This window comes from Conexibacter sp. DBS9H8, assembly GCF_023330685.1.
GTDB lineage: Bacteria > Actinomycetota > Thermoleophilia > Solirubrobacterales > Solirubrobacteraceae > Palsa-465.
Genome location: NZ_CP097128.1, coordinates 3615299 through 3636119, shown reverse-complemented (window position 1 = coordinate 3636119; position 20821 = coordinate 3615299). Strand labels below are relative to the sequence as shown.

The window sequence follows — 20821 nt, the reverse complement described above, 5'->3', positions numbered from 1 at the left end:
GGGTCTTGTGACGTTTTCGTGGGTCAGTTCACCCGTCCTGGCAGTGGCGGGCAGAGCCCTGAGAGCGTGAGCATCGCCAACGCGATCAGCGCGTGAGCGGAGTGGAACCCGTATGCGCGCCGGGTGATCAGACGGATCTGGGTGTTGATCTGCTCAACCCGGGCGTTGGACAGTCCGAGACGGACCGCGGCGAGAATCCCGTCCCGCTGGGCTTTGATCGTTCTGGCGAGCTTGCAGAACGCTGGCAGCCGACATCGCCGCGCCCAGGACAGCCAGCCGTCCAGCAGCCGTTCGGCCTCCTCGGGCGTGTCGGCCTGATAGATCTGGCGCAACTGTTCTTTGAGCAGATAGGCGCGGTAGAGCGGCCCGTTGAGCTTCTGGATCTCAGACAGCTTGGCGACTTGGCGGTCGGTGAGGTGCTCAGGGTTCTTCCAGACACAGAATCGGGCGCCCTTGAGGTCCTTGGCCAGGGTCAGGTTCTTCTCGCGTCGCGCGTCGCGCCAGAGCTCGCGGCGGACCTCATCGAGCGCGTCGGTCGCGAGTGCGATCACGTGGAACGGGTCCACGCACCGCTCCGCCCACGGGACCCGTTCAGCGACCGCGGAGCTGATCCAGCCGGCCATGTCACAGCTCACCGATTCGATCTCTTTGCAGCGTTCTTCGCCAAGCTGGTCAAAGAACGCGAGCACGGTCCGGCGGTCACGGCCGGGGGCGGCCCACACCAGCCGGCCGGTGTGGTGGTCAACGACAACGGTGAGGTATCTCTGACCGCGCTGGTGGCTGATCTCATCGATCCCGATGCTCTTGAGCCCCGCCAGCAGATCAACGCTCAACCCCGCTTCGCCGCAGACGCGTTCCAGGATCGTGCCGACAGACCGCCAGGAGCAGCGCATCAGCTCAGCGACAGCCTTCTTGGAGCAGTTCACCGCCAGCCAGGCGCATTGATCCTCAAAGGCGCGGGTGAAGCGGCTGTCATGGCGTGCCCACGGGACACGGGCGACGACAACCCCGTGACGGGCACAGGACACGCGCGGGGCGTCAGCCTCGATCCAACAGAAGCTGGTCCCGAGGTCCATCGCCCGCCAGCGCCGCCGTCCGCCACCACGGTCAAAGCGCCCAGACCGCCGGCCACAGATCCCACAGCGGTCCCGTTGACGCCAGCCCGGCCGGACCGACACGACGACCTCTACTTCCTCCCCAGCGTCGTTGACTGTCACGTCCTCGATCACCGCCCCGCGCAGCCCAAGCAGCCGCGCCCATATTCTGATGCTGCGCACGTCTCGTTTCGCCTCCAGTCGATCCCAGCCTTCGAACAGCCGGAAAGGCTAGAAGCGACGGGGCGTGCGCCCCATTCTCAGCCAGTCACCGCACCCACGAGAACGTCACAAGCGCCGAAAAACCTCTCTCTCCGCAGAGTAAGTTGAACTGTGCGATCGACCTTAGGCCGCCGCGGGCCGGTCGCCGGGATGGATTCGCCGAGCGGCATTCGCCTTGCGCCGAGCGGTCGCTCTCCTGCGACGAACGGTCGACGGTCGCCGCACGTGGTCTGTGTGATCGGTCACAACCAGGTCTATCCTGCGTCTCGCGTGCAGATCATCCTTGGTGTCCTCGTCGGGCTCGTCCTCGCGGCGGGGGTGGCGCTGCTCCAGCGCCACCTGTGGACGCGGGCGGCGAGCGGCCGCCGAGGGCGGGCGATCCAGTCGGCGCTCCACGCCGCAAGCGTGATGCTCCCCCACCTTCGACGCGGTCTCAGCGACGCGTCCGCCGCGCGGGCGGTGCTGCACCTCCAGACCCTCACCCAGGCGGAGGCGGTCGCCCTCGGGGATCGTGAGCGGGTGCTCGCCTTCGTCGGGCTCGGCGAGGACCACCACCATCCCGGCGACCCGTTGATTCCGATCTCTGCTCCCGCCCGGGAGGACCACCTCCACGTCGAGCGCCAGATCGGCTGCCCGAACCCGGACTGCCGGCTCGGCCCGGCGGTCGCCGCCCCGCTCGTGATCGGGGGGGAGGTCGTCGGGTCGGTCGTCACCCTCTACCGGCGCGGCCGCGAGATCACCTCCGACGACACGCGGACGGTGGCCGAGGCGGCCAAGCTCGTCTCGGCCTTCCTCGAGCTGCGCGGCCTGGAGGAGCAGGCGCGCGCCCTCGCGGAGGCCGAGCTGCGCGCCCTGCGGGCCCAGATCTCGCCCCACTTCATCTACAACGCGCTCGCGGCGATCGCCGGCTACATCCACACCGAGCCGGATGAGGCGCGGGAACTGCTCACGGAGTTCGCCGAGTTCATCCGCTACGCCTTCCGGCGCCAGGCGCCCTACGTCACCCTCGCCGACGAGTTCGCCTACGTGGAGACCTACCTCCGGCTCGAGCAGGCGCGGTTCGGGGACCGGCTCGCGATCTCGCTGCGGATCGCCCCGGACGCGCTCAACGCGGTCGTGCCCGTGCTGTCGCTGCAGCCGCTGGTGGAGAACGCGGTCCGCCACGGGGTCGAGCGCCGGGGGGAGGGGCGGATTGAGATCTGGGCGGGCCGGCGCGACGGGGAGGTCCGCCTCCGGGTGTCCGATGACGGTGTCGGCATGAGCCCCGAGCGGGCGGCCCAGGTCCTCGCCGGCGGGGGCGAGGGGGTCGGGCTCGCGAACGTGCAGGCGCGGCTGCTGGCGAGCTTCGGTCCGGGGTACGGGCTCGAGATCGAGTCCGTGGAGGGGGAGGGGACGGCCGTGACGATGCGCTTGCCCGACCATGTCGAGGCGACCCTCGTCGCGTGAGGGGTGCCGTTCACATGGGGAGGCGCGCCGGATGAGGGTGCTCGCCGTCGACGACGAGCCGCGGGCGCTCGAGGACCTCGGTCGGGTCCTGGCCGGGTGTGCCTGCGTTGAGGCGGTCGTTCTCGCTGCCGGCGGGGCGGAGGCGCTGCGCCGGCTCGCGAGCGAGCGCTTTGACGCGGTCTTCTTCGACGTCCGCATGCCCGGCCTCGACGGGCTCGAGCTCGGTGGCATCCTCGACCGGTTCGTCGACCCGCCCGCTCTCATCTTCGTCTCCGCCTTTGAGGACGGCGCCGTCGGCGCGTTCGAGAACGGCCTGCGCCCCGTCGACTACCTGATGAAGCCGGTCTCTCGGGCCCGGGTGCAGCGTGCCCTCGCCCGGGTGGGCGAGGCGCGCGAGCGTGGGGCCTCCGATGCGGCCGTCCCTCGGCCCGGCGGTGAGGATGAGATCATCCCGATCGAGAACCAGCACGGGGGCGCGACACGACTCGTGGCGCGCTCCTCGGTGCTCTTTCTCAAGGCCGAGGGGGACTACGTGCGGATCCACACGGACGCCGGACGCTTCCTCGTCCGTGCCTCCCTCGCCGAGCTCGAGGCGCGCTGGGAGCCCTACGGGTTCGTGCGGGTCCATCGTTCCTACCTCGCCAATCTGCGGCGGGCGACCGAGATCCGACCCGAGCTCGGTGGCGGGGCCGCCGTGATCTTCGCCGACGGCTTTGAGGTCCCGGTCGCCCGTCGCCACGTCGCCGAGCTGCGGCGGTTGCTGCGCGGCTGAGACCGACGTGCCTCCTGCCACGGCGGCCTTTCACCGGTCGCTGGCGTCCGCGCAACGTTCGTCCAGTCCGCTCACGATCTGGCCGCTGTGGGGTCAGATATCTGTCCGGAACCCGCAGCGGGGGTCATGGATTCGGACCGGCTGCCGATGAGTCCGCCATGAGCTCGCCCCGAACCCGATTTCCTATAAAATGGTCCGACAGGGGTTCGGAGCGGGAGTGCGGTGCGTCCCGTCCGATCCGACAGCGAGCTCACGGCAGAGGTAATGAGCTGATGTGGTCACGTCGTGCGAATGAGTGGGTGGAGCGGTACCTCTACCGCGCGTGCGGACACCGGGCGCTTGAGCAGTCCGTGCTCGCCGCCGGTGAGCGTGCCGGGTTCTCCGAGCGTGCGCTGCGCCGTGCCGGCCGGCAGCTCGGGGTGGAGATCTCCGCGGACGCGTGGGAGCTGTCCCCGGGACACGCGCAGCGTCTGGTCGACGCCGATCTGTTTGCCCTCGAACACAACGAGCCGCGGCACGACCACGTGCTCGATCGCCCACTCAGCGAGGTCGGCGCGGGCTCGCGCGTGTCGCGTCCCTAGCTCGAGTCCCCAGCTCCACCGCCGCCTGCTCGGCGCGCGCGGGCCGTGTTGTCGGGCCGGAGAGTCTGACTACGTATGCAGATGTCGACTGACCGCTGGGGTGGCGGTTAAATGCCCCCTCGGCCGACCCCCGGGGTGCAGGGCCCGGACCGACCGTCGACGCCCGTCGTCTGAGGGCGATCGAGGCTCCCGTCGATCCAGAAAGTGTGCGAACATAGCAGCTTGGCAAGGCGTGCGGCGAGGGTTCGCGCATCTGTGCAGGTGGCTTGACAAGCCTCTGGGGCCGGGCTACTGTCACCGCCAACACGGCATTGGTTGATGGCTCAAGGGGGATGCCCAACGCGAGTTGCCATGACTTCGTAGTTAGCTTTGGAAGCTTTGAAAGGAGGAGCGGTGTCTCTGCGGGCTCGTCTCGTAACGTTGATGTTGGCCGTTGGTGCGGGGCTCGCGTTGATTGCGTTCGTCCTCTTCCATTTCCTGTTGCCCCTCCCGCCGACCCTGCGCTTCACGGCCGAGCGGATTCCGGCAACGGGCGGGAAGGCGGTCAACCTGACGATCCAGATCGATCCGGAGAACGACGCCTCCTCGACGCCCGGCTGGCCCTCCTACTTCGTGCGTGACGTCGCGGACGCCAAGTGGGTCCGCTCGACGATCTGGCAGCTTCCGGCCCACACCCGGATCAACGTCACCGCCTACTCCTACGACGGATGCACCCCGCTGCGCAACCAGTTCTGGGGGCACGTGACGGGAACGTCCGGCGGAACCGCCTACGTCAACGGCAAGGCCCAATCGCTGTCGAACTCCTACAGCCAGTGCTCGGTCGCCCACACCTTCACGGTGCCCCAGCTCGGCATCGACGTGCCGATCCCCGCGGAGACCGCCACCAACCTCTGTTCGCAGGCGCCCTGCTCCGCCTCTGCACCCCACCAAGTGCTCAGGTTCAGCTTCACGACTCCCGGTCCCGGGGACTACCACTGGCAGTGTTTCATCCCCTGTGGGCTCGGGTTCGTTGACGGCAACGGCGGTCCCATGTCAACCCTCGGCTTCATGTCCGGCTTCCTCAAGGTGGTGTCAGCCTGATGGCGGAATCGAACGTGTCCCCCGGCGCGGCCCGCGAGCCGCGCCACGGTGTCCGGATCGCCTCGATCTGGTTCGTCCTCAGCGTCATCGCGGATCTACTGATCTGGTTCGTCTGGGGTCCCCACTTCCCGCCCGGGAACATGACCTCCTCCGCGGCGAGTCAGCAGCTGGACTTCAAGGTGCTTGCCGTCGTCGCCGCCCCGGTGATGATGCTCATCTACGTGTTCTTCCTCTACGCGCTCGTCGTCTGGCGCCAGCGTGACGGAGATGAGGAGGACGGCCCCGGCGAGCTTCCGGGCGCGGCGCGGGCCCAGAAGGTGTGGGTGTCCGTCACGCTGATGCTGGTGCTCGGCCTGTTCGGGTTCGGCACCTACCAGCTCGTCGTTCCGGCCGGGGCCGGCGCCGGTGAGGGAGCCAACCCGGTCTGGAAGCCGGGCGGGGGAAAGCCCCTCCAGATCCAGGTGATCGGCCAGCAGTGGCTGTTCACGTACCGCTACCCGTCCTATGGCGGGTTCGAGACGCGCCAGCTCGTGTTGCCCGACAATCAGCCCGTCCAGTTCGACGTCACCTCCCTCGACGTCATCCACAGCTTCTGGGCGATTCAACTCGGCGTCAAGGCGGACGCGGTTCCGAGCGTCAACAACGTCGCCTACACGATCCCCAGGCGGACGGGAACCTTCACGGTGCGCTGTGCCGAGCTCTGCGGCATCTGGCACGGTGCGATGTACAACTACGGCCGGATCGTTCCAGTCGCCGCCTTCCAGTCGTGGGCCCAGCGGACCGAGGCACAGTCCGCGGCGCTGACGAAGATCCTCCCGCCGTTCTCGCTCAGCTACTCACCGAACGAGATCAGCGATCTGGCCAAGGTGTACACCGACGGCGGGCTCACCGGCGCCGGAGGCCAGTACTACGGCTCGAGCTTCCCGGCCCAGCCGTGAAATCCTCGCGAACGTCAATTTTGCCGGCACTCACACAACAGCGGGCTCTTAAGGAAAGGGTGACTGATGTCAATTAAGGAAGAGCCCGTACTGCCTCAGCAGCCGGGCGGCGTGGACCCGACCGGGCCCCTCGTGCAGCGGGCCTGGTGGAAGCGGCCGGCGATCCACACGGCGCTGCTCGGTGCGATCGTCGGTTATCTCATCGGCCGCCTGATCGGCGACGCGGTGACGAGCGGCGTGGCCCGTGTCGCCAACAGCAACGAGAACGACATCGCGCTCGTCCTCGGGTACCTGTTCGCCACCCTCGGGTGGCTCGGCGGCCTCGGCGTGTTCAATGACATCGTCCGCCAGGCCCTCGGCCGGCCGACGCGTGGGACGGAGACCTACGCCACGCCGGGTGTCGCTCGCTACTTCCGCTACACGCTCGATCACAAGGTCATCGGCGTCCAGTACCTCGTCGCGATGATCGCCTACTTCTGCACCGCGGGCCTGTTCGCGATGGCGATCCGCACCGAGTTGCTGTCTCCGACGACCCATGTCTTCGGGCCTGGCACCTACATCGAGATCGTCGGTGAGCACGGGACGATGATGATGATGCTGATGACCTCGGTCGTCCTCGGACCCTTCGGCAACTACCTCGTCCCGCTGATGATCGGCTCCAAGCGGACCGCGTTCCCGAGACTCTCGGCGCTGTCCTTCTGGCTCACGCCGGCCGCGTTCATCATCCTGCTCTCGGCGATCCTGTGGAGCGGGTTCCCGACCGGCTGGACGGGGTATGCTCCGTTGTCGAACCAGGCGACCCAGGGAATGGACGCCTACCTCGTCGCCTTCGGGCTGATGGGCATCTCGATGATCCTCGCCGGGATCAACATGCTCGTCACGATCATCTGCTATCGCGCCCCCGGGATGGGCTGGCGGCGCCTGCCGATCTTCGTCTGGTCAATGCTCGCGACGGCCTTCCTGATGGTCCTCGCCGCTCCGGTGCTCGTCGGAGGGATGTACCTCACCCTCACCGACCGGACGATCCAGACCGCCTTCTTCGTTCCCGACCTGGGCGGGTCACCGTTCCTGTATGAGAACCTGTTCTGGTTCTTCGGCCACCCCGAGGTCTACATTCTCGCCCTGCCCGGGTTCGGCATCGTGTCGGAGATCATTCCGGTGTTCTGCCGGCGGCCCCTGTTCGGCTACAAGACGGCGGCGGCGGGCATGATCGGCGTGTCGCTGCTCAGCTTCTTCGTCTGGCAGCATCACCTCTTCGACAGTGGGATCGATCCGAACGCGCGACCGCTGTTCATGCTCACGACCGAGCTGATCTCGGTGCCCACCGGGTTCATCTACCTCGTCGCGCTCGGGACGTTCTGGCGGGCGAAGATCCGCCTGACGGTGCCGATGCTGTTCGCGATCGGGATGTACTTCAACTTCCTGATCGGCGGGATCTCCGGGGTCTTCCTCTCTGACGTCGCCGCCGACACCACCGCGCACGGGACGTTCTTCGTGCTCGCGCACTTCCACTACACGATCATGGGCGGACTCATCTTCGCCTTCATGGCTGGGATCTACTACTGGCTGCCCAAGATCATGGGGATCAAGTTGAACGAGCGGCTCGGGAAGATCCAGTTCTGGACGATGTTCATCTTCTTCAACTCGACCTTCCTGCCGATGTTCGCGATCGGCGCGATGGGCCAGCCCCGTCGCGTGTTCGAGTACGCCCACCGTCTCCAGACGCTGAATGACTGGGTGTCGATCTCCGCCTTCCTCCTCGGCGGCTCGATTCTGATCTTCGTCGTCAACTTCCTCTGGTCGACCGTCGTCGTCCGCGAACCGGAAGTCGGGAACCCGTGGCAGTCGCGCGGGCTTGAGTGGCAGATCTCGTCCCCACCCCCGGCGGAGAACTTCGCTCGCGTTCCGCTGATCCTCTCGGCGCCCTACGAGTACGGGGTCAAGGACGCTTCGCCGGTGGCCGATCTTGACCCGCCGCCGGACGTCCTCGCGGGCGCCGTCGCGTCGATGCCGGCCCCCCGGTCCTGATCATGTCGGCAACCAATTCAGGTCAGTCGACGTTCGGGGACCGTCAGGGCCAGGCGCTGTCGGCGTCCGACGAGGCGGGAATCGGGATCCACCCGGCAGAGGCGCTCTTCTACCACGAGGCGGGTCTCAAGGCGACGTGGGCGGTCGCGCGGATGGCCGTCGGCGCGCTCTCGTTCCTGTTCGGCGCCTTCCTCTTCTCCTACTTCTACTTGCGATCGATCAACTCCCACGGGATGTGGCACCCACGGGGCGCCGTGCTACCCCAGGCCTGGGCCGGCACCCTCGTGATGGCGCTCGTGGTGATCAGCGCCGTCACCCAGACGGCCGCTCTGGCACGGATCAAGGCTGGTCACAAGGTGACCTGGCAGGCGGGAGCACGTGTGGCTCTCACGCTCGGCCTGATCGCCGTCGGCCTGATGGTCTACCAGCTCGCCGCCCTGCCGTTCCCGGCCGGAGCCTCGGGCTTTGACAGCGTCTACACCGCCTTCACGCCGATCTACCTGATCATCGCGTTTGCGACGATGTTCTGGCTGCGGATCCTGCTGGTGCGGGCGGCCGCGATCCCGGCGGAGTATCTGACCGAACAACCTCCCAGCTACGCCGAGACGTTCACCGTCCAGCACTTCCAGGCTCGCCTGAGTGCCTTCACGCTGCTCTGGAACTACCTGGCCGTCGTGGCGATCCTGTTCTGGGTTCTCTTCTACCTGCTGTGACGCTGAACGGCTTGGAGGCTCAATGTTTTTGACAATTGTTTTGACGATCGGTGCGGGCAGTGGGTCCACGCTCAGTTTTGCTCTGCCGATGCTGCTGTTCATCATCATCGCCGGCACGCTGTACACGGTGTTCTCACGCACACGCGAGGTGCCCGGTCACCACCCGGACCTGCTCGCCGTGACGCCCGGCCCGGCGCCGGTGACGGCGGCGGTAACCGACACGGCGACCTCCCCGGAGGGCGGCGGGGCCGCGCCCAGCCCCGGCCCCGCCCCGGTGACCGTGGCCGACCTCGGCCACACCCCGAAGCTTCCGGACGGACCCGCTCCACCCCCTGGGGCCGGCGGCTGAGGGTCTGAGGGTCTGGCGGTGCAGCCTGAGGACCGCCGGGTTCGCGATGCCACCCCGGTCGGCCTGTCGGCCCCGCGCGCTGCGTCGTAATGAGCCTGCTCACCGAACACTGGTCCTATGACCCGTTCCTGCTCGTTGCGGGGTTCGTCGTGTTGTGGCACGGCGTCGGCCTGAGACGGCTGATCCGGCGCTCGCGTCCCGAGCGGCTCCCCGACCTGCGGCGCCGGGCGCTGCGCTTCTACGCCGGAATCGCGATCCTGCTACTCACCGTCGAGTCCCCGGTCGACTATTGGGCGCACGACTACTACTTCATCCACATGATCCAGCACGTCCTGCTGATGTTCCTCGCGCCGGCGGCGATCGTCGCGGGGGCGCCCTGGCAGCCGCTGTTGCTCGGAGTGCCGCTCGCCTGGCGTCGCCGTTCGCTTCCGTCGATGCTTCATGGGGGCTGGGCCCGCCCGTTCCGGGCGCTCGGGCGCGGATTGATGCGGCCGTGGGTCGCGGTCTGTGCATTCAACGCAGTGATGCTTGTCTGGCAGTTGCCCGTGCTGTTCAACCTTGCCGAAAAGAACGGCACCGTGCACATCTGGTTGATGCACGGCAGCATGTTCGCCATCGGCATCGTGTTCTGGCTGCAACTGATCCCGTCACCTCCGGTCAAGAACCGGATGACGCTCGCCGGGCAGGTGGGGGCTCTGGTCGGGACGAGCATCGTCATGTGGGTCCTCGCGATGGCGATGAGCCTGTTCAGCCAGCACTCCTGGTACTCGAGCTACAGCCACATTCCGGGAGTGACCCTCGCGCCGTTCGCCGACCAGCAGCTTGCCGGGGGTATCCTCTGGGTGTGCGGCGATCTGTGGGCGGTGCCCGCGCTGATCGGCGTATTCAAGCGGCTGATCAACGAGGAGGGCAGCGTCGACGCCGCGATCGACAACATCCTCAGGCCCCGTGCGGTCGGTCGCCCGCGCTGGCCGAGCTCCTCCCCGTGGAGCCGGTGGTGAGGCAGACCAGTGGTGGAGGCCGACGCGCGCGCGGGAGTGAGCGAGCCCGACGCCGCCGGCCGGTCGTGACGGTTCCGGTGTTCCGCTGATGCTCCGGCGTGGGGTCGCGCGCCTGCGACGCTTCCGCGTCGTCGTCACAGCCGTGTCCGTGGCGCTCGTGGCGCTCATCCTCGTCGGCGTACTCGCGCACGGCCGCGGCACCCCGCGTCGCGCTGCGCCGGCGCTGCCGACGCAGGTGATCCAAGGGCCACCTGTCAATCTCGCCTCGCTCCGCGGGCACCCGACGCTCGTCGTGTTCTGGGCGAGCTGGTGTGGTCCCTGCAACGCGGAGGCACCGGCGATCGAGCGCTTTGCGCGCTCGCCGGCTGGACGTGGGCACATCATCGGGATCGCCGACGATGACGGCCGTGCGGCCGCTCGCCGCTTCATCGCCCACTACCGGTGGACGTTCCCGGTGCTCGACGACCCTCAGGGAGCGACCGCGGCCGCCTACCGCCTGCTCGGCCTCCCGACGACGATCGTCCTCAATCCTGCCGGTCAGATCGTCGGCGCGTTGATCGGCCCACAGACCCCTCACACGCTCGCCGCCGCGATCGCGCGGGCCTAGGTCGCGGTCGCGCCGCCGAGGTCGCGGGCGGTCGGCAGTCTGTCTCTGCGCCCGTCTGACTGCCTTGCTCGATCCCCCGGTCGAGGGCCGGCCGACCAGCGGTTGGTCGGGGAGGACGGTGCCAGGGGGCATCAGCCCCGCTGGCCGAGCGCCCGGGCGACGGCCTGTTCGAGGCGCGCCGCCGAGCTGAACCAGCCGCTGCTCGTGAACAGCTCTCGGCCCGTGGCGGACACGAGCGTGATCCACGGGACCTGTTGGGCGCCATACCCATCGGCGAGGGTGCCGGTGCGGTCGAGAACGACCGGGTAGTGAAGTCCGCCTCGCACCTGGGCGAGGGTGCGCGGAAGGGCGCCGGGGTTCGGCTCGGTCGTGGCGGCGTCGATGGCCACGACCGACGGCCACCCCCGCCGCGCTGCGACGGCCTGGTACCGGTTGAGCGCCGACAGTTGAGCGGTGACGTCGGAGGTCTCGTCGAGCCAGGAGGCGAAGAAGACGACGAGGTGAGCGTGGCCCCGGCCGAGCTGCACAGTCCCGTGACCGGCTTGGCCACCGCCGACCGCAGAGAGGGTGACCGGGGCCGTCGGCGGGATACCGTGCCGAGCGGCGAGGGAGACCGAGTGACGCGCAGCCGGGTGCTTGGGGAGTACCGCAGCGGTCGCGTCGGCGAGGACCTGTGCCTGCTGGGAGACCGCCGCGTAGGACATCTGGGTCAGGAACAGCGTCTGCTCGCGACCGTCGGGGCGGATGAGGAAGATCGCCGGCTCGTGGTCGATGTTGCCGGCGGCCGCCTGCACGAACACGCCGTAGTCTTTCCACACCCGCTTGAGCTTGTCGAGCGGGCCGGTGAGGAACAGCCAGCTGTGCATCATGTCGTGGGCGACCGAGTAGGCGCGGACATCCGCGACGCGTGTCGCCACCGGGTTTGCGTCAATGCCGAGAAGCTGCACGTGACGGGCGGCCGGCCCGAGCAGATGCAGCGCCTCGACCATGCTCACGGTCGTCAGCGGGCACACGGTCGTGCACCGCGAATCGACGAACGCGACGATCACCGCCTTGCCGCGGAACTGACTCAGGGACACCGGCCGGCCGAACTGGTCAAGGAGACTGAAGTCCGGTGCAGGACGGCCGCCGAGTGAGCTCCCGGGATCGACGGCCCGGTTGGAGGCCGGTACGCGGGCGAGGCCGGCCGACGGGGAACCGCCGGCGCCACAGCCGGAGAGGAGCAGGCAGATGATCAGGGTGCCGAGGAGGCCGGCCAGGCCCCGTCCGCCCGGCCGCCGGAGACCCCGGCGTCGCGGCTCGGTACCCGAGTGAGCGTTTCGTCGTGTCCTCATCGCACTCCATCTCTGTCAGAAACCGGTCGGCTGGAGGGCAGCCATGTCGCAGGTGAACGGGCCCGCCCGACCGTCGAGGGCGGGCTCCCCCGGCGAGGCGGGTGCGTTCCTCCGCCCCCCGCAACGTCAGGTCCAGTCATGCCGGGCCCCTCCGAGGATCGAGCCCGGCCGGGGGAGCGAGCACGATCGAGGGCCGGAACGGGCGCAGCCTGCCGTGCAGGCGTGCGGCGGTGGTGGCGAACAGTCTCTGGATCCGCTCCCCGAAGCTCTTCAGGCTGACCAGTTCCCGATCGAGCTGGCGTTCCAGCGTGCCCGCTCGTGCGCTGGGACCGCGCAGCAGCCGTCCGATGTCGGCCTGGGCAGTCGAGGCGTCTGGGTACGCCCAGGCGTTGAGATCACTTCCGGCCTTCGCCGCGGCCGTCCCCGCGAGAGACCTCGGAGGAGCGGTCGTCTCCATGCCGTACAGGGTCTCATTCAGTGCCGGGCTGCACGCCTGCGCGCCCGCTGCGGCGACGCTCTCGGCCGTCGCCCGGTCACGGGAGCTGTGGTTCAAGATCGCCTCGAGGGCGACGAGCGAGTCGTGCAGACCTCCGGAGCAGGACGCCAGATCGGTTTCCTCGGCCGTGTAGTAGCGGTGCAGGTCACTGAGCCGCCCGGGGGCGTTGGCATGGTGCAGCAGGTCGGTCACGACGCTGCCGAGGACGATGACGGCGATCAGGACACCGACGAGGACCGACCAACGCTGGGGAGGCCGTGTCCAGGCGCGGCGTGGAACGAGCGTGTCGGGATCGACCACGCCGGGAGGCGCGTTCACCGCCGTCGAGGTTCGTTCACGGGGGCGCCGCACACGATCGTCAGTCTACCTTGGGGCCCGGGCATGGCGGCCCGGGTGGCGCGAGCGCGCCGACCGGGTGGGCAGGATCGCGGCTGACTCCGTCGGCGTGCTCGCGCCGGCCACCCCGATCAGGTTCGCGGATCCGCCTCGGCCGGCCGCCGCAGTTCGGCGAGGATGCGCTCCAGCCGCGGCTCGGTCGCCGTGTCGACGTGGGTCATCGCCGCGGCGACGGCGGGGTGGACGCTGGCGATCTGGTGGTGCATCTCATGGGCGACCGCGCGGTAGCCCGGGTGCCCCTCCCGGCCGGAGCGCAACTCGATCAGCTGCATCGCCTCCCGGGCGTTGAGATCGAGGATGAAGCGGATCCGGTATCCGAGCGCAAGCGCGTAGGGGGCCGCGTCCGCGAGCCCGACGCTCACGAGACGACGGTATTCCCCGGCGGACACCTCCAGGGCGGATCGGTACGCGTCGGCCACCCCGGCGGCCGCAAGCTCCTCGGGCACGTCGGCGCCGAGGTCGGGGCCGAGGGTCTGCCACTGGACGGTGAGCATGCGGTGGCGCTGGAGGTCCCGGAAGGCGCCGTAGTCGGCGACGATCTCAAACCGGTAGCGCACGGCTTCGAACCCCCGGCCGGGCCGGTGGCGACGGTTGCGCCGCTCACCGATCAGGTCGCTCAGCAGCGCCGTCCGCTCCGGTGGGGCGAGCGCTTCCACGGCGGTGCGCAGCTCGGACTCAGAGCGGTGGCTGTCCTCGAACAGCAGGGCGCTGAGCAGGTCGAGTTCATTCCCGTCAGCGCGCAGCAGGCGCACTGACGGGCCCGCGCCGGCGGCGGGTTCGGCCAGCCCGAGCCGGTCCGCCCAGCGCTCGCCGGCGGCGCGGCGGCGCTGTAGGTAGTCGATCCACTCACCCCCGCGGTCGGGTCGGCTGATCCGTGAGAGGAAGCTCGGGATGACATCGGTGAGCTCAGAGAGGATCGCCTCTCCGGTCCGCCGCGCCTCCGGGAGCGGATGGGCGAGCAGATGAAGGATGAGCTGCTCGTAGGTCTGGCCCGTCGCGTAGATCCCCATGTGGGAGAGGGTGGAGGCCGGCAGCAGGCCGCGCAGCAGGTCGAGCGCCTTGGCCCGGACGGCACGTTCGTGGGCGGCCTCGGGCTCATCCCCGACGCGGGGAAACGCCCGCCGGCCCCAGGCGACCACCTCCGGAAGCAGCGTCGTGTAGGTCGCAAAGATCGTGTCCATCGCGGCCGCGTAGGACGCGCCGAGGTTGACGTCCCGGTAGTAGCGGAAGCGGTCGCTCCCCTCGATCGGACGGTCATAGGCGATGTAGCGGGTCGACTGCTCCAGGTAGGCGCCGAGCCGGGGGCGCTGGAGCACCTTGGTGAGCACGTTGGAGACGAACTCGGTCGCGACGTGGGCACCACCAAGCTGGGCAACCGAATCATCGCCGTAGCCGAGGAAGATGCGGTCATAGAGGGCGGCGGCGCGCCCGCTCTCGCCGGGCCCGGCGCTCACCGCGCCGAGGTCGCCGGCGAACTCGTCGAGAAACAGCCGGCGCAGCGTGCCCGGGTAGCGGGAGTAGCGGGCAAACAGCGCCCCCTTGACCGTCTCGGGCAGGTTCAGCAGCGCGAAGGTCGGCCGGTCGAGGTTGGAGAAGTGCGGCGCCAGCAGCGTGCGCTCGGCCTCCGTGAAGCTCTCAACCGGGTAGTCCATGGGGGCGGTTGATCCTACCGCCGCCCCCGGCGGGCCCCACTCGCCTCACGTCGTCAGTGGATCACCATCGCCGCCCGCGCGAGCAGGACGAGCGTCACGAACGCCCCCAGGCTCATCACCCCGATCTCCCGCCGGACGACCGCGACGACGATCGCGTGCTGTTCGGATTCGGGAAGGGCGCCGACATCGCGGGTCGAGGTGAACCCGCGCTTGTCGAGGATCATCTGGGCCGCGGAGATCCTCAGCTGCTCGGCCATGAAGGCGACGCCGATCGGCAGCAACCCGTAGATGAGGTGCAGCTCCGACACCTTGTCCCCGATCAGCAGGAGCACGCCACCGACCATCGCCTCGAGCACGACGAACCCCTGCCCGGCGCGGAGCAGCCGCCAGAACCACACGCTCGGGACACTCCGGCGCCAGCACACCGCGCCCCACAGTGCGGCCGCCGCGTTGAGCGCGATGGCGATCGAGCCGATCGTGATGTGGACGGCGGTCACGGGCTCGACGATAGCCCGCGACACCGGAAAACGCCGTCGCCGCCGAGACCCGGCGGCGGACCCGGTGCCGGTCTCCTTCGGGTTGCCGCCGCGTCGGGGACGTCGCGCATTGTCAAGGGGGCGAGCGTCATCTGACCGGCACCGGGTCGGGGGTTACTTCGACGTCACCGTCAGGGTTCCCTGCGCGCCGAGGCTTTGATCCATTCCGACGCTGGAGGTGATCGGGTAGCGCCCCGGCCCGAGGCGCACCGTGAGCGTCGTGCTCGTCCCCGGAGCGACGTCCGGGCTGCGGGCGGCGACCGTCGTCGTCTCGGTGACCGGCCCGGTCGCCGTGGGGAGTGTGACCGTCTGCGCCTCTGGGCGGCTGATGACGAGGTTGTGCGTGAGCCGTCCGAGGTTCGAGACGGTGATCGTCAGTGATCCGGCCGGGGCGACGAGGTGGGCCGGGCGGAGGCGGTACTCGCTGAGGGCGATCCCGACCTGATCGCCCCCGACCCGCGTCGCCCCCGCGCCACATCCGCCGACCCCGAGAGCCGCGAAAATCCCGGTTGCGCAGGTGAAAACGGCGGTCAGCAACGCGCGTGCGCGCACGGGGAGCACGTCAGAATCCTAGCTCCCGTATGATGCACAGCCGCATGTCTCGCTTTCTCCGACTGATCTCCCTCAGCACCGTCGTCCTCGCTGTCGTCGTCGCCGTCTCGGCCTGCGGTGAGGCCTACATTCACGTCCCCAAGTCGGATCCGACCTACAAGGCGGACTATGCGGCCGCGGTCGTCTTCCACGAGCGCTGCGGCGGCTGCCACACCCTCTCCTACGCCGCCACCGCGGGGTCGGGCGACAACCCTCGCACCTACCTCAACATCTCCGGCCCGAACTTCGACGTGCGCTGCGAGCGCCCGGTCGCCCGGGTCCTGTACGCGATCGAGAACGGTGGCTTCAGCGGCGCCTACATGCCCGCGAACATCGTCGTCGGCCAGCAGGCCCGTGAGGTGGCGATGTTCGTCGCCAAGTTCGCCGGCCGTCAAGCCCCCCAGCAGCCTGGCGTGATCCCCTGCACCAAACAGCCGATGGGCCAGCTTCCCGCGTCCCTCACCGGCGGCGTCACCATCGCCAGGTCGAACCTCGGTCCCGCCTCCGGCGAATCCAACAGCCCCTCGGCCTCGGCGACGGCGCTCGCACCGAGCCACACGGCGACGACCGCACATGCCCCCCGCTCTGCGCACCCGGGCAAGGCCTCCGCGGCCACCAAGACCAAGAAGCGCGCCACCAAGACCAAGAAGCACTGACCCTCCGAGGCGGGCGAGCCGACGGTGCTCGACATCAGGCTGCTCCGGGCTGACCCGGACTCCGCCAAGGCGGCGCTGCGCCGGCGCGGGCCCGCGGAGCCCGCCAAGGTCGATCGCCTGCTCGAGCTCGACGCCCGCTGGCGAGAGCTGATAGCCGCAGCGGAGGAATGCCGCGCTGAACAGAACCGCGCCTCGAAGGCGCTGCGGGGTGCCCCGACCGCCGAGCAGCGCTCCGAGCTCGCCGCGCTGTCGGCCCGGGCCAAGGAGCTCACCGAGCAGGAGGCGACCGTCCGGGTCGAACGAGAGGCCGTGCTGCTCAGCCTCGAGAACCTGCCAGCCGCGGACGCCGCGGACGCCGACACGGTCATCGCCACCGTCGGGTCGACGCAGCAGCGCGGGCGGGACCACCTCGACCTCGCCGGCCCGCGGATCGACATGGAGCGCGGCGCACGGCTGTCGGGCTCGCGGTTCGCCTACCTCCGCGGCGAGCTCGTCCTGCTCGAGCTGGCTCTGATCCGCTACGCCTTCACGACGCTGGTCGGCCACGGCTTCGAGCCGGTCAGTCCGCCGGTGCTCGTGCGGGAGGAGGCCCTCATCGGCACCGGGATGCTGCCCGACACCGAACAGCAGCTCTACAAGGTCCCCGAGGACGACCTGTACCTCGTCGGGACGAGTGAGGTCGCCCTCGCCTCGCTGCACCGGGACGAGATCCTCGACCTCACCGACCTGCCCCGCCGCTACGCCGGCCTCTCATCCTGCTTCCGGCGGGAGGCCGGGGCGGCCGGGCGCGACACGCGGGGGATCTTCCGGGTCCACCAGTTCGACAAGGTGGAGATGTTCAGCTTCGTTGAGCCGTCGCGGTCGGTGCAGGAGCACGAGCGGATCCTCGGGATCGAGGAGCAGATCTGTCGTGACCTCGGTTTTTCCTACCGGGTGGTCAACATCGCCGTCAACGACCTCGGTGCGTCCGCGGCCAAGAAGTACGACATCGAGGTGTGGCTCCCCGGGCAGGGCCAGTACCGAGAGCTGACCTCCTGCTCGAACACGACCGACTTCCAGGCGCGGCGCCTGGACGCGCGCTACCGCGCCGCGGAGGGCAAGCCCGCGCACGTGCACACCCTCAACGGCACCGCGGTCACCTCCTCACGGACGATCGTCGCCCTGTTGGAGACCGGACAGCAGGAGGACGGCTCCGTCGTCATCCCCGAGGTGCTCGTCGCCTCAGGCGCGCCCGCGGTGCTCGACGCCGCTGTCTGAGTTGATCACGGCCCGCTGGGCCTTGTTGATGAACCAGCCGAGTCCGGAGGCGTCGCCGTTGTCGAAGTGAATCGCCAGCCGCACCCCGCTGCGGCCCTCCTCGACTCGGGTGACCGTCCCCGGGACGGTCACCTGATCCCCGCCGAGCAGCGTCGTCAGCGACAGCTCCCGGGGCAGGGGGTGCGGGTGCGGGCGGCGAACCTGGATGAGCCGTACGCGAGCCCCGGAGACGGAGATGTCCTCGACGACGCAGGCGGCCCGGAAGTTCGTGGCGGCAAGCCACCCGACCCCTTGGTGGGGGAGTCGCCAGGCATCTCGACGCGGTTCGACCATCACCGAGTTAAGTCGGTCGCCGGTGAAAAAGTTGAAGGCCGGGCGTGTTCTGACCCGGCCCGGTCACGCGTGCTCCGGTCCTCCGGCGAGCCCACGAAGCCGCGGCGTGACGAGCCCGTGCTCGTAGGCGAAGACGACGATCTGGACTCGGTCGCGGAGCTCGAGCTTGGCGAGAATCCGGCCGACGTGGGACTTGACCGTCGCCTCCGAGAGAACGAGCTCGTCGGCGATCTCGAGGTTGGAGAGGCCGCGGGTGACGGCGAGCAGGACCTCATGCTCGCGGGCGGTGAGCTGGCCCAGTCGCCCGCGCGCGGCTCCCTCCGCCTCCGCGTCGCCCATGGCGGGGAGGCGGCGGGCGAACCGCTCGAGCAGCCGTCGGGTCACGCTTGGTGCGACGACGGCATCCCCGGCGGCGACCGCCCGGATCGCGGCGAGCAGGTCCGCGGGCGGTGCGTCCTTGAGCAGAAAACCGCTCGCGCCCGCCCGCAGGGCGGCGTAGACGTATTCGTCGAGGTCGAAGGTGGTGAGGATGATGACCCGCGCGGTGCTGTCAGCCTCGACGAGCCGCCGGGTCGCCTCGACGCCGTCACACTCGGGCATGCGAATGTCCATCAGGATCACGTCGGGAGTCAGCGCGGCCGCGGCGGCGAGCGCCTCGAGGCCATTGCCGGCCTCACCGACGACGGTGAGCTCGTCCTGGCTGTCGATCACCATCCGAAAGCCCATCCGCATCAGTTCCTGGTCGTCGACGAGAAGGATGCGCAGCGGCCGGGGCTCCATGCTCGGACCGAGCATAGGCGCACGGCCGGCGCACGGCCGGCGCACGGCCGGCGCACGGCCGGCGTTTGGTCAGGCGTGCGGTCAGGCGCCGGGGCCGACCCCGGGGCTGAAGATCGCCACGAGAGCGCCGACGATCCGGTCGACCTCGGCGTGGCCCGGCGCCTGCCAGTCGTGCCCGTGGAGGTGGTCGATGATCAGGCCGTCGGTCGCGGCGACGAGAGCAACGGCGGCGATCCGGAGGTCGCCGGCGGCCGGAGGCGCCGGGCCTGGAGCGAGGCGCGCAAGTTCGGCGGCGACGAGATCCGCGTACCGGCCGAGCACCTCCCGGCGGCGCCGCTCCAGCGGCGGGCTCACCCCGACCATCTCCAGGTAGTTGACCCGGGCCGCGCGGGGGTCCGCGAAGGTCTGGGTCATGAACGTGCTCAGGCCCGCGCGCAGCCGCGCGGCCGGCTCCGGTGGCGCCGCGGCGACGGCGGCCACCACGGCGGTCAGGACCGCCTCGACGTGGTGGTCGTACACGGCCACCAGCAGCTCCTCCCGGCCGGTGAACTCCGCGTAGAAATATCGGGCGTTGAGGCCGGCGCGGGCACACAGCAACTCGATGCTCGTGTTGGCAAAGCCGCGGGTGCCGAACAGCTCAAGCCCGGTGTCGAGCAACCGCTCCCGCCGCTCGGCCTGGCGCTCGGTCGCCGACTTGCCGCCGTAGCGGCGCTCTCCGGTCGGGGCGGCCACGGCGTCACCCTAGCATCTGGTAAGAAGGCTTGACAGATGCTCGGGCGGGGCGTAGGCTGCTCCCGTACGGTCACCCGTCGCGGCCGTGAACGAGTCGAGATGTTCAACCTCATCCTCTACGCGATCCCGTTCTTCCTCGCCACGCTCGCGGTCGAGTGGCTGCAGTTCCGCCACGACCGGGCGGAGGAGCGGGAGTCGGGTCTGGTCGGATACGCCCGCGCCGACACGCTCACCAGCCTCGCGATGGGGATCGGCAACGTCATCACGAACACGGCTTGGAAGGTCGTCGTCGTCGCCGTCTACGCGGCGCTCTATGAGCTGACGCCGCTGCGGATCTCCCCGGCTGCCTGGTGGGCCTGGCCGGCCCTGTTCGTCGCCGACGACGTCGCCTACTACGCGTACCACCGGGCGAGCCACCGGGTGCGCGTGTTCTGGGCCAGCCACGTCGTCCACCACTCCAGCCAGCACTACAACCTCTCCACCGCGCTGCGTCAGCCGTGGACCCCGATGACCTACTTCCTGTTCTGGATCCCCCTCGCCCTGATCGGCTTTCCGCCCTGGATGATCCTCCTCGAGCAATCCGTCTCGCTCACCTACCAGTTCTTCATTCACACCGAACGGGTCCGGCAGCTGTGGCGTCCGCTTGAGCTCGTCCTCAACACGCCCAGTCACCACCGCGGCCACCACGGGGCGAACGCGATCTACCTCGACAAGAACTACGGCGGGATCCTGATCGTCTGGGACCGGCTGCTGGGCACCTTCGAGTCTGAGAGCGAGCGGGTCCGCTACGGCCTGACCAGGAACCTCGACACCTTCAACCCGCTGCGGGTGGCGACGCACGAGTGGCTTGCCATCGCCGAGGACCTCCGCCTCGCCCGGACGTGGGGAGACCGGATCGGTTTCCTGCTGCGAACCCCCGGCTGGGCCTACGCCCGCCGGGCCGCCCTCACCTCCGAGGGGGCCGTCGCAGCGGTGGAGCCGCTCGCAGGCGCGCTGACCTGAGCCGGCCTGAACCTGTCGGCAGGGCCGCCGCGGCCCACGAACATGCCCGCCTGTCGCGCCGTCGCCACGGCGCCAGGCAGTGAACGTCCGCCCCCTTTGCGGGGTCCTACCGCCCCCGGGAGCGGCCGGCCCGGTCCGGCTGCTGACCGCCCGGACGCTCGGGTGACGAGGCGTCTTGTCGACCACCGCCCCGTCACCTAGAGTCGTCGCCGAGTCCGCCGGATC

The 20821-nt window shown here is 69.5% G+C and carries 22 protein-coding genes; 13 read left to right on the top strand and 9 right to left on the bottom strand.

Annotated elements, in window-relative coordinates; genetic code table 11:
* Positions 1-23: 23 nt before the first annotated feature.
* Complete coding sequence (locus M3M55_RS17370) at positions 24-1277, bottom strand: ISL3 family transposase (protein WP_249010767.1); 1254 nt, start codon at positions 1275-1277, stop codon at positions 24-26.
* A 309-nt stretch (positions 1278-1586) separates the two neighbouring features.
* Between M3M55_RS17370 and M3M55_RS17365 the strand changes: the two genes are divergently transcribed.
* From M3M55_RS17365 to M3M55_RS17320, 10 genes are all read left to right on the top strand, one after another.
* Positions 1587-2762: a sensor histidine kinase gene (locus tag M3M55_RS17365; protein WP_249010766.1), complete on the top strand. Its 1176-nt coding sequence runs from the start codon at positions 1587-1589 to the stop codon at positions 2760-2762.
* A 31-nt stretch (positions 2763-2793) separates the two neighbouring features.
* Positions 2794-3534, top strand: a complete 741-nt coding sequence (locus tag M3M55_RS17360) for a LytTR family DNA-binding domain-containing protein (protein WP_249010765.1) — start codon at positions 2794-2796, stop codon at positions 3532-3534.
* A gap of 272 nt (positions 3535-3806) precedes the next feature.
* Entirely contained in the window at positions 3807-4115 is a 309-nt protein-coding gene (locus tag M3M55_RS17355) for a hypothetical protein (protein ID WP_249010764.1), read from the top strand.
* Positions 4116-4538: 423 nt separating this feature from the next.
* Positions 4539-5195, top strand: coding sequence for a hypothetical protein (locus tag M3M55_RS17350; RefSeq protein ID WP_249010763.1), 657 nt, complete (start codon positions 4539-4541; stop codon positions 5193-5195).
* Positions 5195-6133: a cytochrome c oxidase subunit II gene (locus M3M55_RS17345; RefSeq protein ID WP_249010762.1), complete on the top strand. Its 939-nt coding sequence runs from the start codon at positions 5195-5197 to the stop codon at positions 6131-6133. The genes M3M55_RS17350 and M3M55_RS17345 overlap by 1 nt, the downstream gene beginning before the upstream one ends.
* Before the next feature lie 66 nt (positions 6134-6199).
* Complete coding sequence (locus M3M55_RS17340) at positions 6200-8161, top strand: cbb3-type cytochrome c oxidase subunit I (protein WP_249010761.1); 1962 nt, start codon at positions 6200-6202, stop codon at positions 8159-8161.
* A gap of 2 nt (positions 8162-8163) precedes the next feature.
* On the top strand, positions 8164-8874 hold the full coding sequence (locus tag M3M55_RS17335; RefSeq protein WP_249010760.1) for a hypothetical protein: 711 nt from the start codon (positions 8164-8166) through the stop codon (positions 8872-8874).
* A 22-nt stretch (positions 8875-8896) separates the two neighbouring features.
* Positions 8897-9223, top strand: a complete 327-nt coding sequence (locus M3M55_RS17330) for a hypothetical protein (protein ID WP_249010759.1) — start codon at positions 8897-8899, stop codon at positions 9221-9223.
* An 89-nt stretch (positions 9224-9312) separates the two neighbouring features.
* Positions 9313-10224: a cytochrome c oxidase assembly protein gene (locus M3M55_RS17325; protein WP_249010758.1), complete on the top strand. Its 912-nt coding sequence runs from the start codon at positions 9313-9315 to the stop codon at positions 10222-10224.
* Positions 10225-10312: 88 nt separating this feature from the next.
* Positions 10313-10831: a TlpA disulfide reductase family protein gene (locus tag M3M55_RS17320; protein ID WP_249010757.1), complete on the top strand. Its 519-nt coding sequence runs from the start codon at positions 10313-10315 to the stop codon at positions 10829-10831.
* Positions 10832-10962: 131 nt separating this feature from the next.
* Here M3M55_RS17320 and M3M55_RS17315 read toward each other — a convergent pair whose 3' ends face one another.
* The 5 genes from M3M55_RS17315 to M3M55_RS17295 form a co-directional block, all read right to left on the bottom strand.
* On the bottom strand, positions 10963-12165 hold the full coding sequence (locus M3M55_RS17315; protein WP_249010756.1) for a redoxin domain-containing protein: 1203 nt from the start codon (positions 12163-12165) through the stop codon (positions 10963-10965).
* Positions 12166-12301: 136 nt separating this feature from the next.
* On the bottom strand, positions 12302-12979 hold the full coding sequence (locus M3M55_RS17310; protein ID WP_249010755.1) for a hypothetical protein: 678 nt from the start codon (positions 12977-12979) through the stop codon (positions 12302-12304).
* A 149-nt stretch (positions 12980-13128) separates the two neighbouring features.
* Complete coding sequence (locus tag M3M55_RS17305) at positions 13129-14709, bottom strand: FAD-dependent thymidylate synthase (protein ID WP_249010754.1); 1581 nt, start codon at positions 14707-14709, stop codon at positions 13129-13131.
* Positions 14710-14762: 53 nt separating this feature from the next.
* Positions 14763-15206, bottom strand: a complete 444-nt coding sequence (locus M3M55_RS17300; protein ID WP_249010753.1) for a hypothetical protein — start codon at positions 15204-15206, stop codon at positions 14763-14765.
* Positions 15207-15359: 153 nt separating this feature from the next.
* Entirely contained in the window at positions 15360-15806 is a 447-nt protein-coding gene (locus M3M55_RS17295; RefSeq protein WP_249010752.1) for a cupredoxin domain-containing protein, read from the bottom strand.
* Positions 15807-15841: 35 nt separating this feature from the next.
* On the opposite strand from M3M55_RS17295, the gene M3M55_RS17290 reads away from it, so the two are divergent.
* On the top strand, positions 15842-16492 hold the full coding sequence (locus M3M55_RS17290) for a hypothetical protein (protein ID WP_249010751.1): 651 nt from the start codon (positions 15842-15844) through the stop codon (positions 16490-16492).
* Between the two features lie 24 nt (positions 16493-16516).
* Positions 16517-17749, top strand: coding sequence for a serine--tRNA ligase (gene serS / locus M3M55_RS17285; protein WP_249010750.1), 1233 nt, complete (start codon positions 16517-16519; stop codon positions 17747-17749).
* On the opposite strand, the gene M3M55_RS17280 is transcribed toward serS, so the two are convergent.
* From M3M55_RS17280 to M3M55_RS17270, 3 genes are all read right to left on the bottom strand, one after another.
* Positions 17714-18082 carry a PilZ domain-containing protein gene (locus M3M55_RS17280; RefSeq protein ID WP_249010749.1) on the bottom strand — a complete coding sequence of 123 codons (369 nt, stop codon included), beginning with the start codon at positions 18080-18082 and terminating at the stop codon, positions 17714-17716. The genes serS and M3M55_RS17280 overlap by 36 nt on opposite strands.
* 63 nt (positions 18083-18145) lie before the next feature.
* On the bottom strand, positions 18146-18862 hold the full coding sequence (locus M3M55_RS17275; protein ID WP_249010748.1) for a response regulator transcription factor: 717 nt from the start codon (positions 18860-18862) through the stop codon (positions 18146-18148).
* A gap of 81 nt (positions 18863-18943) precedes the next feature.
* Positions 18944-19594, bottom strand: coding sequence for a TetR/AcrR family transcriptional regulator (locus tag M3M55_RS17270; protein ID WP_249010747.1), 651 nt, complete (start codon positions 19592-19594; stop codon positions 18944-18946).
* A gap of 99 nt (positions 19595-19693) precedes the next feature.
* Here M3M55_RS17270 and M3M55_RS17265 point away from each other — a divergent pair, with 99 nt between their 5' ends.
* Positions 19694-20596 carry a sterol desaturase family protein gene (locus tag M3M55_RS17265; protein WP_249010746.1) on the top strand — a complete coding sequence of 301 codons (903 nt, stop codon included), beginning with the start codon at positions 19694-19696 and terminating at the stop codon, positions 20594-20596.
* The last annotated feature ends 225 nt before the right edge of the window (positions 20597-20821 follow it).